The sequence below is a fragment of the Paraburkholderia sp. BL10I2N1 genome (genome assembly GCF_004361815.1).
Classification (GTDB): domain Bacteria; phylum Pseudomonadota; class Gammaproteobacteria; order Burkholderiales; family Burkholderiaceae; genus Paraburkholderia.
Genome location: NZ_SNWA01000001.1, coordinates 1,191,220 through 1,207,967, shown reverse-complemented (window position 1 = coordinate 1,207,967; position 16,748 = coordinate 1,191,220). Strand labels below are relative to the sequence as shown.

Here is a 16,748-nt window from a genome sequence, read left to right as displayed (position 1 = left end):
TGGTCTTGAAATGTCGGTCTAACAGCCCACCTGTGCACGGTCTGCGCAATGCTCTACACACGGTAGGGCTTCAGGACAACAGGCAGTCAGAAAAGGAGTACGCATGAACACTCGTAACATTCAGACCTTTTTGATGGTCTCCGCTGCATTTTTCGCCATGAGCGCGCCGGTTCGTTCAAACAGCGCCAGCGTGCTCGCGACTGCGGTCAGCCGCACGACGCAGGTTGCATCGGCATGTCGGGACGCTGACGCGTTACAGGCGTCCATTCAGGCCGAAGGGAACACCAGGCGTTCCTGACAAGCCGCCGGGCGGCTCTCATCCATTTCGCGCTGCGGCCTTCATACGGCGGTAGCGCAGCGAAAAAGGGGCGAGGATCGACGATCCTCGCCCCTTTTTTAACTTTCGGGCGTGCGTTGCATCGTTTTCAGGCAGCCCTCTTGCAAACGGGTTGCCTGAAGACCGGCATAAAGCGTTCAGGGCTTATCCTGCACGACGCCACGGCGAATCTGATCCAGTTCGATCGATTCGAACAGCGCCTTGAAGTTGCCTTCACCGAATCCCTGATTGACCTTACGCTGGATGATCTCGAAGAAGATTGGTCCGATCTGGTTCTCGGTGAAGATCTGCAGCAGCAGGTCGTCCGGTGCGCCATCGATCAGGATCTTGCGCTTGCGAAGTTCGGCAAGCGGCTCGCCGTGGTTCGGCACGCGCCGGTCGACCAGTTCGTAATACGTGTCGATCGTATCGAGCAGCGCGATGTTCGACGCGCGCAGGCCGTCCACCGTCCGGTAGATATCGTTGCTGCCAAGTGCGATGTGCTGGATGCCTTCGCCGTGGTACGCGTCGAGATATTCCTGAATCTGACCCGCCGTCTCCGAGCCTTCCTCGTTGATCGGAATGCGGATCTTGCCGCAGGGCGACGTCGTCGCCTTCGACTTCACGCCGGTCACCTTGCCTTCGATGTTGAAGTAACGCACTTCACGGAAGTTGAAGAGGCGCTCATAGAACTCCGCCCATTCCTGCATGCGGCCGCGGTGAACGTTGTGCGTCAGGTGATCGATATAGGTGAGCCCGTGACCGACCGGGTTGGGATTCGCACCTTCGATCGGAACGAAGTCCACGTCGTAAATGCTGATGTCGCCGATGCTGTGCGGTTCGGCGCCATTCTCGCCACGCCAGCGGTCGACGAAATAGATCAGCGAGTCGCCGATGCCCTTGATGGCCGGGATGTTCAGTTCCATCGGGCCGGTCTTGTTGTCAAAGCCCCAGGCGCCGAGTTCGAGCGCTTGCTGGTACGCCTTCGCTGCGTCCTGAACGCGGAAGGCGATCGCGCAGATCGACGGGCCATGCAGGCGGGCAAAGCGTTGCGCAAACGAATCCGGTTCAGCGTTGACGATGAAACGACCGCGCTGCCGATTCGCTGAGGGCGCAAGTTTCGGGCAGGTGCCCATCTCGCGCGTCCATGAAAAAAGGGCGGCCAGGCCGCCCTTTCGCTTCTTGCGCCGTTACGCCATTCAGGCGGCGGCAGCAGTCGGTATCAACGATTCGAAAATCTTCGATGCGTTACGTGCCTGACGCTTGAGCGCGTAGTCGAACACGGCAGCCTGTTCCTGCAGCATCTCGGCGATGATGCTCGACTGATCGGCGGGCTTGAGTGTCAGATAGGCATCCGCTTCGCCGTACGCATACTCGATTTTCATGCCGGACTTCTTCGCGATGTGCATCATCGTCGAATTCCGCGACAGGCAGTGCATGTAGAGCATCGTGATATGGGTATTGCGGCTGCGGATCGCGGCGCGCTCGAACAGCCTTGTGCCGATGCCCTGGCCGCGGGCACTCTCCAGCACGGACACGCCGAATTCCGCAGTGCGCTTGTCGCCTTCAGCCGGCAGATAGGCCAGATGGCCGACGCCGACCAGTTGCAGCTGGTTGTCGAAGACGCCGAAAACGGTGTCGCGTGAAAAATCGATCGTGCGGACGTAGTTCTCGATCACACGATCCGGCACGATCTGGCCAAACCGCAGCAGCCGGTCGTCCGCGTCGAGCGTGAGAAAGTGGGTGAGCAGGCGTTCACGATCGACTGGGGTAAGTTCCCGGACAAGAGCAGGCGCGCGACCGGCAACTGGCAGCAGCCGATCGGATGTCTCGATCAGCTCGTGGGTGCGGTTAGTGGTCTGGGTCATGTTGGGTTCTCCTTTTCGTCGGGCGGCATGATGCGCCGCAAAACGAATTCTATCGGAAACGCAAGCCGATCACTAGGGAAAACCCGTATTCCTGTTCGAGGACAAGTTCTAGCCCGGTTAGGCCCTTAATTTATATATTTGATTATAAACATTAATTATTTCGAACGAGCGTGCGAGATAGTGTTGTTTTGCCGCGCTGTGCGTCAATCGCCGCTATTGTTGCTGTGCGGGATCACTCGGGGGAGCGCAGGCCGCGATCGACCACGTCGACAACCTGCTCGGCAAATTCCGGATATCCCAGGCTGCCGCCGGGCTTGAGCCAGGTGAAGGTCCAGTTGATCATCCCGAACACCATCATCGTGAGTGCGGTCTGGTTTTCCTTCGTTGCGCGGTCCGGGTAGGCGCGGGAAAGCTGTCGCGCAAATGCCGCGACGACATCGCGCTGGCGGTTCAGGATGATTTCGCGCTGCGCGTCGACGAGATATTTGACGTCGTTCAGCAGCGCGACGTGGCGGCTGTGCGACGTTTCGTACTCGGTGAGAAAGGCCCGGATCAGTTCGGCAAAGGTTTCGCGTTCGCTCAGGCCGCGCCGCTGGCTGGAGCCTTCGACTTCCGCGATGATCAGCATTAGCCGCTTCGTGTAGCGGTCGAGCAGATCGAACAGGATCGCTTCCTTGCTCTCGTAGTAGTGGTAGAGACGCGCCTTCGACGTGCCGCTGGCTGCGGCCAGTTCGGCCATCGATGTGCTTGGGTAGCTCGTCTGCGCAAATTTTTCGGCGGCCAGGTCGAGGATCTGGTCGCGCTGGGTTTCGTGGTCTGGGGCTCGGGTGCGGGCCATGATTAGCGGCAGAGAGTGGGCAACTCGGTGATGAAAAAGGGCCGCTCGCCAACCGGAACAACGTTCCGGTTGGCGAGCGGCCCCTAGTGTAAGCGGATCGCGGGCAGGCTGAAAGCGGGTTGCGGTGGGCTTGTGCGGGGCGACTACCATGACCCGTGCGCCGGACTGCCGCAGAAATCCGGCAGCGTCACGACCCCGGCGCCAGCTATCGTTCGTCGTAACTCACGACCACCCGGTCGCTCACGGGATGACACTGGCATGTCAGCACGAAACCGTCGCGGATTTCGTGCTCTTCGAGCGTGTAGTTCTTCTCCATCTTCACCTCGCCCTCCAACACCTTCGCGCGGCACGTACAGCACACGCCGCCTTTGCACGCGTAGGGCAGCGCGAGTCCGGCGCGCAGACCGACGTCGAGCACGCTCACGCCCTGATACGGCAGCCGCAGCTTGCGCTTTTTGCCGTCGAGCACGATTTCGAGGTCGGCGGCGGGCATGTCGTCGGTAATTTCGACGGGCGGCACGCCCGCTTGCGGCAGCGGGGTCCCGAAACGCTCGACGTGCACGTTCGCCGACGGCACGCCTGCCGCTTTCAGCGCCCCTTCGGCAGCGTCCATCATGGGCTCGGGGCCGCAGATGAATGCTTCTTCGATCGTAGCCGCCGGAATCAGTGTCTCCAGAAATTCCGCGCACTTTCCCTGGTCGAGCACGCCGTTGAACAGTTCGACGTCCTGGAGATCGTCCGACAGCACGTGATACAGGACGAACCGGTTCATGAAGCGGTTCTTCAGGTCTTCGAGTTCTTCGGCGAACATGATCTGGTCGACGCTGCGGTTGCCGTACACCAGGGTGAACGTGCTGCGCGGCTCAATCTCAAGCGTCGTCTTGATGATCGCGAGCACCGGCGTGATGCCCGAGCCGCCCGAGAACGCCACATACTGCTGGCCTTGTTCCGCGTTCAGATGCGTGAAAAAGCGGCCGTCCGGCGTCATCACGTCGATCGTATGACCAGGCTGCAGCGTGTCGAATGCGAAGTTCGAGAAGCGGCCGCCGCGCACGCGCTTGATGCCGATGCGCAGTTCGCCGTCGCGATCATAGTCGGTGACACCGACACAGATCGAGTACGAGCGGCGCGTTTCTTCACCGTCGATATGCGTTTTCAGCGTGACGAACTGCCCTTGCGTGAAGCGATACTGCTCGCGCAGCTCGACAGGGACTTCGAAGGCGACCGAAACCGCGTCGGCGGTTTCGGGCCGCACTTCCCGGATGCGCAGCGGATGAAATTGCGGGGTGGCCATATCAGTATGGTTTGAAGTAGTCGAAGGGTTCGCGGCAGTCGATGCAGCGGTACAGCGCCTTGCAGGCCGTCGAGCCGAATTGCGCGAGCCGCTCGGTATGCGCCGAACCGCAGCGCGGGCAGGCCGGTGCGGCCATGGGACGGGGCACGAAACGGATGACCTTCTCGCCGACCGCCGGAGTGCTTGTGCAATTGCCAGTCGGCGGAGCGATGCCGTACGCACGGAGTTTTTCGCGGGCGTCGGCGGTCATCCAGTCGGTGGTCCAGGCGGGCGCGAGCACCGTTGCGATCCGGTGCGGCTTAAGACCGGCTGCATCGAGCGCCATGCCGATGTCCTCGGCAATCTGCGACATCGCCGGGCAACCCGAATAGGTCGGCGTAATGACGACTTCGAGCACGCCGTCGGCAGCCCGGCGAACGTCGCGCAGGATGCCCAGCTCGCGGATCGACACGACCGGAATTTCCGGATCGGGCACGGCTTCGAGTACGGACCAGGCATGGTCGAGCGCGGCGTCCGCGGCATCCGTCGGATCGGGGCGGGCGGCGAGGGTGGCGGTCATCGTCGGGGCTCCAGGGTGGTTTGTCGATGCTTACCAGGTCGCGCCGGGATGCTGGCGCGCAATGCTTTGCATCTCGGCCAGCACGTAGCCCATATGCTCGGAATGCTCGCCGTGCTTGCCGGTGGTGACGTGTTTTACCGGTTCGGGCAGCGTCAGCGTGGCTTCGTCGAGTGCTTCGCGGACGTCGTCGAGCCATGCGGCTTCGAGGTCGGCCGTCTTCGGGCCGATGTCGGCGGCGGCGATGCTCTCTTCGACGTCATCGGTGCTGAAGAACTCGCGTGTGTAGGGCAGCAGATAGTCGAGCGCGGCCTGCGAGCGGCGATGCGACTCGTCGGTGCCGTCGCCGAAGCGGACGAGCCACTCGCGCGAGTGATGCAGGTGGTAGCGCGTTTCCTTGATCGACTTCGCGGCGATCGCGGCGAGTTGTTCGTCAGTTGAAGCGGTGAGCGCCGTCCACAGATGTGCCATTAGCGACGCGTACAGGAAATTGCGCACGATCGTGACCGCGTAATCCTTGTCCGCGCGCGCTGTACCGGAGAGCGGGCCGTAGTGCGGCAACTCGGCGAGCGTGTAATTCGCGAATTCGCGTTCTGCGCGGAAGTAGGCGTAGTCGTCCTCGGTGCGCGCTTTGCCGGTGAGCGCCTTTTCGAGCTCGGCAGCGTGGGAGTAGAGCAGGCGCGCCTGGCCGATCAGATCGAGGCTCATGTTGGCGAGCGCGATGTCCTCTTCGAGGATCGGGCCGTGGCCGGTCCACTCGGCATTGCGCTGACCGAGGATCAGCGCGGTGTCCGCGAGACGCAGCACGTACGAAAGAAGTTGGGGCGTGATGTCCATGTCCGCGCTTACATGTGGTTGACTTCGTCGGGGAGCGTATAGAACGTCGGATGGCGATAGATCTTGTCGCCAGCCGGTTCGAACAACTCGGCCTTCTCGTCCGGGGCGGACGCCGTGATCGCCGACGACGGCACCACCCAGATGCTCACGCCTTCCTGGCGGCGCGTATAGACGTCGCGCGCCATGCGCAGCGCCATTGATGCGTCCGACGCGTGCAGGCTGCCGCAGTGCTTGTGGTCGAGTCCCTGCTTGCTGCGCACGAACACTTCCCAGATCGGCCATTCCTTGTTTGCTGACTTGTCCATTGCGGATCTCCTGAATCCTTGCCGGCGGTATGCCTGCGTTGATCTGTTCTCTGACGCCGCGCTCAGGCGGCGTGCTGCTGTGCGCGCTGGCGCTGCTTTTCCGCGTGGGCGAGGGCGGCTTCGCGAACCCATGCGCCGTCGTCATGCGCCTTGACGCGGGTTGCGAGGCGTTCGCGGTTGCACGGGCCGTCGCCATTCACGACGCGCCAGAATTCCTCCCAGTCGATCGCGCCGTAGTCGTAGTGGCCGCGTTCCTCGTTCCATTTGAGGTCTGGGTCCGGCAAGGTGACGCCGAGCACCTTCGCCTGGTCGACCGTCGCGTCGACGAATTTCTGGCGCAGATCGTCGTTCGAGATCCGCTTGATGCCCCATTTCGACGACTGGTTACTGTGGATCGAATCCTTGTCGCTCGGGCCGAACATCATCAAGACCGGCCACCACCAGCGATTCACCGCCTGCTGGACGAGTTCGCGCTGGGTGTCGGTGCCTTTCATCATCGACAGCAGTGCGTCGAAACCCTGCCGCTGGTGGAACGACTCTTCCTTACAGATGCGGATCATGGCGCGTGCGTAGGGGCCGTAAGTGCATCGGCACAGCGGAATCTGGTTCATGATCGCCGCGCCGTCGACGAGCCACCCGATCACGCCGACATCGGCCCACGTGGGCGTCGGGTAATTGAAGATGCTCGAGTACTTGGCCTTGCCGCTGTGGAGCGCGTCGACCAACTGGTCGCGCGACACGCCGAGCGTTTCGGCTGCGCTATACAGATAGAGGCCGTGGCCAGCTTCGTCCTGTACCTTCGCGAGCAGGATCGCCTTGCGTTTCAGGCTGGGCGCGCGCGTGATCCAGTTGCCTTCAGGCAGCATGCCGACGATCTCGGAGTGCGCGTGCTGTGAAATCTGCCGCACGAGCGTCTTGCGATACGCGTCGGGCATCCAGTCCTGCGGCTCGATCTTGCCGTCGGCTTCCATGACGGCATCGAAGCGGGACTGCTCGGGCGAACTGGCGGCGGCGTCGAGCGGGGCGACGTTGCCGGGAATGTCGAGGGATTGCGTGTACATGGTCTTAACGCTCTCGTCCGAAGTTGTGCATGTCCGGCAGTATAAACCAACCGACCGGTCGGTTAATAAATTTTTTGAAGAAGGGTGTGGATCGATGTCGCGGGATGCTCGTGATCCCGGTCGAATCCCTCTTCGAGGGCGACATGCAAATGGGGGCCGGCGTCCGCGATGGATCCCGTTTTCGGGCCGATCGCAACGCCGGTTAGGGATATCGTGAGAGCAAAACGGATCTCATGCCATGCGTGGCGACCCTGCACGGCGGGCGTTGGTTACTTTGGCGGATGTCTACAGCGCCTGCGGGTCGCGGCCGATGGAATTCGTCCGTGCGTTCAAAGGGCGTGCCGGGCTGTCGCCGCATCAATGGCTGTTCCAGCGTCGCATCCCTCGGGCGCTGGAGTTGCCGCGCGATCCCAACCGTTCTTTCGCCGAGATTGCGCTGCTGACAGAGTTCCCCGATCAGGGCACTTTTGCCCGCATATTCGTCAGGAAGACGGGGCGAGCCCTGAGGTCTGACGACACGGCTGGCGTCGCGCCGCTGACCGCCTGCAGCCGCTGCCGCCACGGCGTGCACGGGAACCTATAAAATTACCGATTGGCCGCGATTGCGCGGCCCCCCGCATCCCCGGTACTCATGTTACGTCTAAGCGAAGTCAAACTCCCGCTCGATCACACCGAAAGCGATCTCGAAGCCGCGATTCTCAAGCGTCTCGCAGAACTCGGAGTGGCGGCAGACGGCCTCATCCGTTACACCGTGTTCCGTCGCGCGCACGATGCACGCAAGCGTTCCGACATCAAGCTGACGTATATCGTCGATATCGAAGTCAGGGACGAAGCCGCTGTCATCAAGCGGACGGCCGGCAAGCCGCACTGCGGCGTGACGCCGGACATGACCTACCGCTTTGTCACCCGGGCGCCTGAGCGCAGCACGGCATTGCGGCCGGTCGTGATCGGTATGGGGCCATGCGGGCTGTTCGCGGGTCTGATCCTCGCGCAGATGGGTTTCCGTCCGATCATCCTTGAGCGCGGCAAGGCCGTGCGTGAGCGGACCAAGGACACGTTCGGGCTGTGGCGCAAGAGTGTGCTCAACCCCGAATCCAATGTGCAGTTTGGGGAGGGCGGGGCCGGTACGTTTTCCGACGGCAAGCTGTACAGCCAGATCAAGGATCCCAAGCACTACGGCCGCAAAGTGCTCGACGAGTTCGTCAGGGCGGGAGCGCCGGAAGACATTCTCTATCTGAGCCGGCCGCATATCGGTACGTTCCGCCTCGTCAGCATGGTGGAAAAAATGCGCGCCACCATCCACCAGCTGGGCGGTGAGGTGCGCTTCGAGACCCGGGTCGACGACATCGAAATCGAACAGGGCAAGGTGCGTGGGCTCGTGCTGTCGAACGGCGAAACCCTGCGCTGCGATCATGTGGTGCTGGCCGTGGGGCACAGCGCTCGCGATACCTTCGAAATGCTGCACGAACGTGGTGTTTTTATCGAAGCCAAGCCGTTCTCGCTGGGTTTCCGGATCGAGCACCCACAAGGACTGATCGATCGCAGCCGCTTCGGTAAATTTGCCGGTCACAAGGAACTCGGCGCGGCGGACTACAAGGTCATCCATCATTGCAGCAACGGGCGCGCGGTCTACAGCTTTTGCATGTGCCCGGGCGGCACGGTGGTCGCTGCAACCTCAGAGCCTGGCCGTGTGGTGACCAACGGCATGAGCCAGTATTCCCGGGCTGAGCGTAACGCCAATGCCGGGATTGTCGTCGGCATCACGCCGGACGACTATCCGGGCGGCCCGCTCGCGGGCATCGCTTTCCAGCGCAAATGGGAAGAGCGGGCGTTCGAGCTGGGCGGCGGGAATTACTGTGCGCCGGGGCAGCTGGTCGGTGACTTCATAGCGGGCCGGCCGTCCACATCGCTGGGCTCGGTGGTGCCGTCCTACAAGCCGGGCGTCCATCCGACCGATCTCAGCACCGCGCTGCCCGATTATGTAATCGAAGCCATCCGCGAAGCGTTGCCTGAAATCGACAGGAAGATATCAGGCTTCGCCATGCACGACGCGGTGCTCACGGGTGTGGAGACCCGGACTTCATCGCCGATTCGGGTCCGCCGGAAAGACAATTTCCAGAGCGTGAATGTCGAAGGGCTGTATCCGGCTGGCGAAGGGGCGGGATATGCCGGCGGCATCTATTCGGCGGCCATCGATGGGATTGAAGTGGCGGAAGCGCTGGCGCTGGACATGATGTCGGCGTCGTGAATCGAGCCTTTCATGCCCGGTAGCGTGGCGTCGGAGGGGCGGCCTGCGCAGGGATGTGCTACTTAGGCGTGTCGTTTTTCGTCCGGCAGCTCTTTCCGTGACGTGATCGCGCCGCTGCGCCGTCGGGCCGCGGCCGATCGGGCACAATGGGCGCTTTGCTTTCGACCGATCATCCGAATGAGCCTCCGTACGCTGGTCGCCGCCTGTGGCGCCGTTCTGCTCTCTCAGTTTGCAATCCCCTTAGTCTCCTTTGCCGCCGATACCCCCGGGCATTGGGTCACCGCTTGGGCCACCGCGCTTCAGCCGATTCCCCAGCGAGCCGACTTGCCACCCTTGTACCGCGCGCCGGACGTGGCGGGGCGCACGGTAAGACAGATCGTTTATCCGACCCTGTCCGGGAGCGTCGTTCGCTTGCACATCAGTAACGAATACGGCAAGGAACCCCTCGTCATCGGGGATCTGCGGATCAGCCGTTCGGCCGGGGGCGCCGCGGTGCAAGGGGGCGGCGTTCGTGTCACCTTTGGCGGAAAAAACGTCGGTGAGTGTGCCCGCCGGTGGTGCGATGGAGAGTGACGCGGTGCCTGTCGATATCGTCGATGGCGCGCCGTATGTGATCAGCTCGTACATGGGGCCGGACCAGCGGCTCGCGGCGTGGCATCGCGTTTCAAACCAGGTCAATTACGTTTCTACGCCAGGCAATCATGCCGGCGATTCGGCGGGTGATGCGTTTCATGCGCGGTTTACGCAATATGCCTGGGTGACGGGTCTGTCGGTGGATGCGCCGTCGGCCGTTGCTGTTGCTGCGATCGGCGACTCGATCACCGACGGAATGCGTTCGAGCCTGAACCAGAACCGCCGCTGGCCGGACGCGTTTGCGCGCAAACTTGCCCACTCGGGCGATCGGTCTGTCGCGGTCGTCAATCTTGGTATCAGCGGAAATCGCTTGCTTAGTGACTCACCGTGCTACGGCGACGCTTTGGTCAAGCGATTCGACCGCGATGTGCTCGAGCGCCCGGGAGTAAAAACGGCGATCTTGCTGATCGGCATCAACGACATCAATTTTGCCGACATGCCGCCTCACGCCGGGCTGGATTGTGATTCTCCTCACACGCCGGTGAGCGCGGCCGCTTTGATCGATGGTTATCAGAGGGTTATCGCCGCAGCTCACAAGCACGGCGTCCGGGTTTTTGGAGCCACGCTGACGCCGGCCGCGCTTCCTCCGCAGCGGGAAAGCATCCGGCTGGCTGTCAATCAGTGGATCCGGACGGGGCGCGCGTTCGACGGTGTCGTTGATTTCGACGCCGCATTGCGTGATCCGGCGCAACCTGAACGCCTGCAACGCACTTATGACAGTGGCGATCACATTCATCCGAGCGATGCTGGCTACGCGGCAATGGCTGATGCGATGCCGCTCGAGGCGGTGATGAGTGCGACGCGGAAATGAGGGGCGAAAAAGATTCGCCTTATTCGCTTGTCGTCAGAGGGATGTTCGTCTACTATTCGCCTCCTCGTTTGCAAACGAGGGCCGCTGCAAAAATCAGCGGCCGCAACGTCATCAGGTTTTAAGTGAAAGCGAAAAAATGTTGTTGACGAAGCGAAAAAGTTGCTTCATAATCTCGTTTCTCTGCTGCTGATGCAGCGACGCAGGGCGAGGCGGTACCGGAGGGTGGTCTGACCGGTGCGGCGCGCGAGGCGGATCGATCTTTAAAAACTAACAGCCGATAAGTGTGGGCGCTTGATGGCGACGCGCTGGCGGGTCCTTCGGGGCCGGTCAGGACAGGCGAAGGTATCAAGTCTCACACAGTAATGAAAGGAAGGTTTGGCCGTCGCGAGACGGTTGGATCATTCGTCAGTACGTTGAGTGAGCGACCGGTTGGTAAAACAACCGAAAAACAGTAACAGGTTTGAACTGAAGAGTTTGATCCTGGCTCAGATTGAACGCTGGCGGCATGCCTTACACATGCAAGTCGAACGGCAGCACGGGGGCAACCCTGGTGGCGAGTGGCGAACGGGTGAGTAATACATCGGAACGTGTCCTGGAGTGGGGGATAGCCCGGCGAAAGCCGGATTAATACCGCATACGCTCTGAGGAGGAAAGCGGGGGATCGCAAGACCTCGCGCTCAAGGGGCGGCCGATGGCAGATTAGCTGGTTGGTGGGGTAAAGGCCTACCAAGGCGACGATCTGTAGCTGGTCTGAGAGGACGACCAGCCACACTGGGACTGAGACACGGCCCAGACTCCTACGGGAGGCAGCAGTGGGGAATTTTGGACAATGGGGGCAACCCTGATCCAGCAATGCCGCGTGTGTGAAGAAGGCCTTCGGGTTGTAAAGCACTTTTGTCCGGAAAGAAAACCTCAGCCCTAATACGGCGGGGGGATGACGGTACCGGAAGAATAAGCACCGGCTAACTACGTGCCAGCAGCCGCGGTAATACGTAGGGTGCGAGCGTTAATCGGAATTACTGGGCGTAAAGCGTGCGCAGGCGGTTCGTTAAGACAGATGTGAAATCCCCGGGCTTAACCTGGGAACTGCATTTGTGACTGGCGGGCTAGAGTATGGCAGAGGGGGGTAGAATTCCACGTGTAGCAGTGAAATGCGTAGAGATGTGGAGGAATACCGATGGCGAAGGCAGCCCCCTGGGCCAATACTGACGCTCATGCACGAAAGCGTGGGGAGCAAACAGGATTAGATACCCTGGTAGTCCACGCCCTAAACGATGTCAACTAGTTGTCGGGTCTTCATTGACTTGGTAACGTAGCTAACGCGTGAAGTTGACCGCCTGGGGAGTACGGTCGCAAGATTAAAACTCAAAGGAATTGACGGGGACCCGCACAAGCGGTGGATGATGTGGATTAATTCGATGCAACGCGAAAAAACCTTACCTACCCTTGACATGGACGGAGCCTGGCTGAAAGGCCGGGGTGCTCGAAAGAGAACCGTCGCACAGGTGCTGCATGGCTGTCGTCAGCTCGTGTCGTGAGATGTTGGGTTAAGTCCCGCAACGAGCGCAACCCTTGTCCCTAGTTGCTACGCAAGAGCACTCTAGGGAGACTGCCGGTGACAAACCGGAGGAAGGTGGGGATGACGTCAAGTCCTCATGGCCCTTATGGGTAGGGCTTCACACGTCATACAATGGTCGGAACAGAGGGCTGCCAACCCGTGAGGGGGAGCCAATCCCAGAAAACCGATCGTAGTCCGGATCGCAGTCTGCAACTCGACTGCGTGAAGCTGGAATCGCTAGTAATCGCGGATCAGCATGCCGCGGTGAATACGTTCCCGGGTCTTGTACACACCGCCCGTCACACCATGGGAGTGGGTTTTACCAGAAGTGGCTAGTCTAACCGCAAGGAGGACGGTCACCACGGTAGGATTCATGACTGGGGTGAAGTCGTAACAAGGTAGCCGTATCGGAAGGTGCGGCTGGATCACCTCCTTTCTCGAGCCAACACGTGTTCAACGTTGAGCGCTCACGCTTATCGGCTGTGAAAAAGACAGACTCAGGGGTCTGTAGCTCAGTCGGTTAGAGCACCGTCTTGATAAGGCGGGGGTCGATGGTTCGAATCCATCCAGACCCACCATTGTCTGCGGTGGCTGATCGGTGCACCCCTGGGGTAGCGGATGCGCACAGCGGTGTGCGTGCATGACTGGGGGATTAGCTCAGCTGGGAGAGCACCTGCTTTGCAAGCAGGGGGTCGTCGGTTCGATCCCGTCATCCTCCACCAATCCTCAATGCGCAGTGTTCTGCCGGCGGTATGCGGTGCAGAGCGTTTTGCATTGGCGATTGAGCCAGTCAGAGTGATAGGTGATCGGTGATCATGCTATCGGCTGTCGTTCTTTAACAATCAGGAAGAAGTAGTAAAGAGATTCACGAAAGGGTGCCTCGAGATGGGTGTCCGAGTAGGTGAATCAGGGTTGTGATTGTATCGATGTATTTTAAAGGTGATCGAAAGATTGCTTTGGAATACGGCGCAACACGAATACTCAACCTGTAATGTGTGTGAGGACACGGTCCCCGTCGGGGCCCGGGAAGACACACTCGTTATAGGGTCAAGCGAACAAGTGCATGTGGTGGATGCCTTGGCGATCACAGGCGATGAAGGACGCGGTAGCCTGCGAAAAGCTTCGGGGAGCTGGCAAACGAGCTTTGATCCGAAGATGTCCGAATGGGGAAACCCACCTCTTTTGAGGTATCCATGGCTGAATACATAGGCCATGTGAAGCGAACGCGGTGAACTGAAACATCTAAGTAACCGCAGGAAAAGAAATCAACCGAGATTCCCAGAGTAGTGGCGAGCGAAATGGGAGCAGCCTGTACTCTTTATCTTTGTTGTTAGCCGAACGCTCTGGAAAGTGCGGCCATAGCAGGTGATAGCCCTGTAGGCGAAAACAGCGAGGAAGAACTGGGTGTACGAGAAGTAGGGCGGGACACGTGAAATCCTGTCTGAAGATGGGGGGACCATCCTCCAAGGCTAAATACTCGTGATCGACCGATAGTGAACCAGTACCGTGAGGGAAAGGCGAAAAGAACCCCGGGAGGGGAGTGAAACAGATCCTGAAACCGCATGCATACAAACAGTCGGAGCCCCGCTTTAAGCGCTTTGGGCGCGCTCACGAAGTGAGTGCGTCAAAAGACATCGAGTCTGAAACAGGACAGCTGCGCGCTTAGGGCGGATTTAAGCGCGAGAGCGCTTAAAGCGGGGTGACGGCGTACCTTTTGTATAATGGGTCAGCGACTTACATTCAGTGGCAAGCTTAACCGATTAGGGCAGGCGTAGCGAAAGCGAGTCCGAACAGGGCGTTCAGTCGCTGGGTGTAGACCCGAAACCAGGTGATCTATCCATGGCCAGGATGAAGGTGCGGTAACACGTACTGGAGGTCCGAACCCACTAACGTTGAAAAGTTAGGGGATGAGCTGTGGATAGGGGTGAAAGGCTAAACAAACCTGGAAATAGCTGGTTCTCTCCGAAAACTATTTAGGTAGTGCCTCGTGTATCACCTTCGGGGGTAGAGCACTGTCATGGTTGAAGGGTCCATTGCGGATTACTTCGCCATAGCAAACTCCGAATACCGAAGAGTGCAATCACGGGAGACAGACATCGGGTGCTAACGTCCGGTGTCAAGAGGGAAACAACCCAGACCGCCAGCTAAGGTCCCCAAATATTGCTAAGTGGGAAACGAAGTGGGAAGGCTAAAACAGTCAGGAGGTTGGCTTAGAAGCAGCCACCCTTTAAAGAAAGCGTAATAGCTCACTGATCGAGTCGTCCTGCGCGGAAGATGTAACGGGGCTAAGCAATATACCGAAGCTGCGGATGCACAGCAATGTGCATGGTAGGAGAGCGTTCCGTAAGCCTGCGAAGGTGCACTGGAAAGTGTGCTGGAGGTATCGGAAGTGCGAATGCTGACATGAGTAGCGATAAAGGGGGTGAAAGGCCCCCTCGCCGTAAGCCCAAGGTTTCCTACGCAACGTTCATCGGCGTAGGGTGAGTCGGCCCCTAAGGCGAGGCAGAAATGCGTAGCTGATGGGAAGCAGATTAATATTTCTGCACCATTGTGAAATGCGATGGGGGGACGGATCGCGGAAGGTTGTCCGGGTGTTGGAAGTCCCGGTTCCTGTGTTGGAGAAGGCGCTTTGGCAAATCCGGGCGCGTAATTCAAGGGCATGGGACGAGCCGCTTAGGCGGCGAAGCAACTGGAAGGGGTTCCAGGAAAAGCCTCTAAGCTTCAGTTTCACGATGACCGTACCGCAAACCGACACAGGTGGGCGAGATGAGTATTCTAAGGCGCTTGAGAGAACTCGGGAGAAGGAACTCGGCAAATTGGTACCGTAACTTCGGGATAAGGTACGCCCCGGTAGCTTGACTGGCCTGCGCCAGAAGGGTGAAGGGGTTGCAATAAACTGGTGGCTGCGACTGTTTAATAAAAACACAGCACTCTGCAAACACGAAAGTGGACGTATAGGGTGTGACGCCTGCCCGGTGCCGGAAGATTAAATGATGGGGTGCAAGCTCTTGATTGAAGTCCCGGTAAACGGCGGCCGTAACTATAACGGTCCTAAGGTAGCGAAATTCCTTGTCGGGTAAGTTCCGACCTGCACGAATGGCGTAACGATGGCCACACTGTCTCCTCCCGAGACTCAGCGAAGTTGAAGTGTTTGTGATGATGCAATCTCCCCGCGGCTAGACGGAAAGACCCCATGAACCTTTACTGCAGCTTTGCATTGGACTTTGAACCGGTCTGTGTAGGATAGGTGGGAGGCTATGAAGCGTGAACGCCAGTTTGCGTGGAGCCGTCCTTGAAATACCACCCTGGCTTGTTTGAGGTTCTAACCTTGGCCCGTGATCCGGGTCGGGGACAGTGCATGGTAGGCAGTTTGACTGGGGCGGTCTCCTCCCAAAGTGTAACGGAGGAGTACGAAGGTACGCTAGGTACGGTCGGAAATCGTGCTGATAGTGCAATGGCATAAGCGTGCTTAACTGCGAGACCGACAAGTCGAGCAGGTGCGAAAGCAGGTCATAGTGATCCGGTGGTTCTGTATGGAAGGGCCATCGCTCAACGGATAAAAGGTACTCTGGGGATAACAGGCTGATACCGCCCAAGAGTTCATATCGACGGCGGTGTTTGGCACCTCGATGTCGGCTCATCTCATCCTGGGGCTGTAGCCGGTCCCAAGGGTATGGCTGTTCGCCATTTAAAGAGGTACGTGAGCTGGGTTTAAAACGTCGTGAGACAGTTTGGTCCCTATCTGCCGTGGGCGCTGGATATTTGAAGGGGGCTGCTCCTAGTACGAGAGGACCGGAGTGGACGAACCTCTGGTGTACCGGTTGTCACGCCAGTGGCATCGCCGGGTAGCTATGTTCGGAAGAGATAACCGCTGAAAGCATCTAAGCGGGAAACTCGCCTTAAGATGAGATATCCCCGGGGCTTCGAGCCCCTTGAAGGGTCGTTCAAGACCAGGACGTTGATAGGTCAGGTGTGGAAGCGCAGTAATGCGTTAAGCTAACTGATACTAATTGCCCGTAAGGCTTGATCCTATAACCAGTGTGTTTTGTGTCGATCAATGTTAGCGCTTCAGCGCTTACAGTGATCCCACCCCCGAAGGGGGTAACGCGCTCAGGTTGAGACCGGTGTTGTGCCCGACACATCACAGCCCGCATCCCGCTGATGAGCCATCATCGGCAACTACTTCTTCCCGATTGGTTGTGCTGCCCCGGGCCCAGAACCCCCGCAGCGCGACAACAAGTCATGCCTGATGACCATAGCGTGTCGGTACCACCCCTTCCCATCCCGAACAGGACCGTGAAACGACTCCACGCCGATGATAGTGCGGATTGCCCGTGTGAAAGTAGGTAATCGTCAGGCTCCCCTGCAGCACCAGAAACCCCACCCCGAAAAGGTGGGGTTTCTGCGTTTACAAGACTCACTA

At 59.5% G+C, this 16,748-nt stretch carries 10 protein-coding genes, 2 tRNA genes, 3 rRNA genes and 2 pseudogenes; 9 read left to right on the top strand and 8 right to left on the bottom strand.

All coding sequences use genetic code 11. The features are described from left to right. Positions 1-103 precede the first annotated feature (103 nt). Positions 104-298, top strand: a complete 195-nt coding sequence (locus B0G77_RS44105) for a hypothetical protein (protein ID WP_133661232.1) — start codon at positions 104-106, stop codon at positions 296-298. Between the two features lie 176 nt (positions 299-474). Here B0G77_RS44105 and hppD read toward each other — a convergent pair. From hppD to paaA, 8 genes and pseudogenes are all read right to left on the bottom strand, one after another. Then, positions 475-1,401 (bottom strand): annotated as a pseudogene (gene hppD / locus B0G77_RS05720) (4-hydroxyphenylpyruvate dioxygenase); the annotation flags it as partial. Between the two features lie 114 nt (positions 1,402-1,515). Further along, complete coding sequence (locus B0G77_RS05715; RefSeq protein ID WP_133661231.1) at positions 1,516-2,184, bottom strand: GNAT family N-acetyltransferase; 669 nt, start codon at positions 2,182-2,184, stop codon at positions 1,516-1,518. Between the two features lie 232 nt (positions 2,185-2,416). Then, the gene (locus tag B0G77_RS05710) at positions 2,417-3,022 is read right to left on the bottom strand and encodes a TetR/AcrR family transcriptional regulator (protein ID WP_133661230.1); all 606 of its coding nucleotides are present in this window, start codon (positions 3,020-3,022) and stop codon (positions 2,417-2,419) included. 205 nt (positions 3,023-3,227) lie between these two features. Beyond that, positions 3,228-4,316, bottom strand: coding sequence for a 1,2-phenylacetyl-CoA epoxidase subunit PaaE (gene paaE / locus B0G77_RS05705; protein WP_133661229.1), 1,089 nt, complete (start codon positions 4,314-4,316; stop codon positions 3,228-3,230). 1 nt (position 4,317) lies between these two features. Next, complete coding sequence (gene paaD, locus B0G77_RS05700) at positions 4,318-4,875, bottom strand: 1,2-phenylacetyl-CoA epoxidase subunit PaaD (RefSeq protein ID WP_133661228.1); 558 nt, start codon at positions 4,873-4,875, stop codon at positions 4,318-4,320. Positions 4,876-4,905: 30 nt separating this feature from the next. After that, the gene (gene paaC / locus B0G77_RS05695; RefSeq protein WP_133661227.1) at positions 4,906-5,709 is read right to left on the bottom strand and encodes a 1,2-phenylacetyl-CoA epoxidase subunit PaaC; all 804 of its coding nucleotides are present in this window, start codon (positions 5,707-5,709) and stop codon (positions 4,906-4,908) included. 8 nt (positions 5,710-5,717) lie between these two features. Further along, positions 5,718-6,014, bottom strand: a complete 297-nt coding sequence (gene paaB, locus B0G77_RS05690; RefSeq protein ID WP_133661226.1) for a 1,2-phenylacetyl-CoA epoxidase subunit PaaB — start codon at positions 6,012-6,014, stop codon at positions 5,718-5,720. A gap of 62 nt (positions 6,015-6,076) precedes the next feature. Next, positions 6,077-7,075, bottom strand: coding sequence for a 1,2-phenylacetyl-CoA epoxidase subunit PaaA (gene paaA / locus B0G77_RS05685; RefSeq protein WP_133661225.1), 999 nt, complete (start codon positions 7,073-7,075; stop codon positions 6,077-6,079). Between the two features lie 238 nt (positions 7,076-7,313). Here paaA and B0G77_RS05680 point away from each other — a divergent pair, with 238 nt between their 5' ends. The 8 genes and pseudogenes from B0G77_RS05680 (at position 7,314) to rrf (ending at position 16,684) form a co-directional block, all read left to right on the top strand. Beyond that, positions 7,314-7,658 carry a helix-turn-helix domain-containing protein gene (locus tag B0G77_RS05680; protein WP_133661224.1) on the top strand — a complete coding sequence of 115 codons (345 nt, stop codon included), beginning with the start codon at positions 7,314-7,316 and terminating at the stop codon, positions 7,656-7,658. A gap of 48 nt (positions 7,659-7,706) precedes the next feature. Further along, positions 7,707-9,323 carry an NAD(P)/FAD-dependent oxidoreductase gene (locus tag B0G77_RS05675; RefSeq protein ID WP_133661223.1) on the top strand — a complete coding sequence of 539 codons (1,617 nt, stop codon included), beginning with the start codon at positions 7,707-7,709 and terminating at the stop codon, positions 9,321-9,323. Between the two features lie 177 nt (positions 9,324-9,500). Next, a pseudogene (locus tag B0G77_RS05670) lies at positions 9,501-10,767 on the top strand (SGNH/GDSL hydrolase family protein). Between the two features lie 462 nt (positions 10,768-11,229). Next, positions 11,230-12,761, top strand: a 16S ribosomal RNA gene (locus B0G77_RS05665). Between the two features lie 65 nt (positions 12,762-12,826). Next, positions 12,827-12,903 (top strand) — tRNA-Ile (locus tag B0G77_RS05660). A 68-nt stretch (positions 12,904-12,971) separates the two neighbouring features. Then, a tRNA-Ala gene (locus B0G77_RS05655) sits at positions 12,972-13,047 on the top strand. 323 nt (positions 13,048-13,370) lie between these two features. Next, a 23S ribosomal RNA gene (locus B0G77_RS05650) occupies positions 13,371-16,356 on the top strand. Between the two features lie 214 nt (positions 16,357-16,570). Next, positions 16,571-16,684: ribosomal RNA gene (gene rrf / locus B0G77_RS05645) — 5S ribosomal RNA — on the top strand. The 16S, 23S and 5S rRNA genes sit together here with 2 tRNA genes alongside, the layout of an rRNA operon. The last annotated feature ends 64 nt before the right edge of the window (positions 16,685-16,748 follow it).

Coding starts and splice junctions, on each gene's coding strand:
- B0G77_RS44105 (WP_133661232.1), top strand. CDS start 104: ATGAACACTCGTAACATTCAGACCTTTTTGATGGTCTCCGCTGCATTT.
- B0G77_RS05710 (WP_133661230.1), bottom strand. CDS start 3,022: ATGGCCCGCACCCGAGCCCCAGACCACGAAACCCAGCGCGACCAGATC.
- B0G77_RS05680 (WP_133661224.1), top strand. CDS start 7,314: ATGCGTGGCGACCCTGCACGGCGGGCGTTGGTTACTTTGGCGGATGTC.
- paaD (WP_133661228.1), bottom strand. CDS start 4,875: ATGACCGCCACCCTCGCCGCCCGCCCCGATCCGACGGATGCCGCGGAC.
- paaA (WP_133661225.1), bottom strand. CDS start 7,075: ATGTACACGCAATCCCTCGACATTCCCGGCAACGTCGCCCCGCTCGAC.
- paaB (WP_133661226.1), bottom strand. CDS start 6,014: ATGGACAAGTCAGCAAACAAGGAATGGCCGATCTGGGAAGTGTTCGTG.
- paaC (WP_133661227.1), bottom strand. CDS start 5,709: ATGGACATCACGCCCCAACTTCTTTCGTACGTGCTGCGTCTCGCGGAC.
- paaE (WP_133661229.1), bottom strand. CDS start 4,316: ATGGCCACCCCGCAATTTCATCCGCTGCGCATCCGGGAAGTGCGGCCC.
- B0G77_RS05675 (WP_133661223.1), top strand. CDS start 7,707: ATGTTACGTCTAAGCGAAGTCAAACTCCCGCTCGATCACACCGAAAGC.
- B0G77_RS05715 (WP_133661231.1), bottom strand. CDS start 2,184: ATGACCCAGACCACTAACCGCACCCACGAGCTGATCGAGACATCCGAT.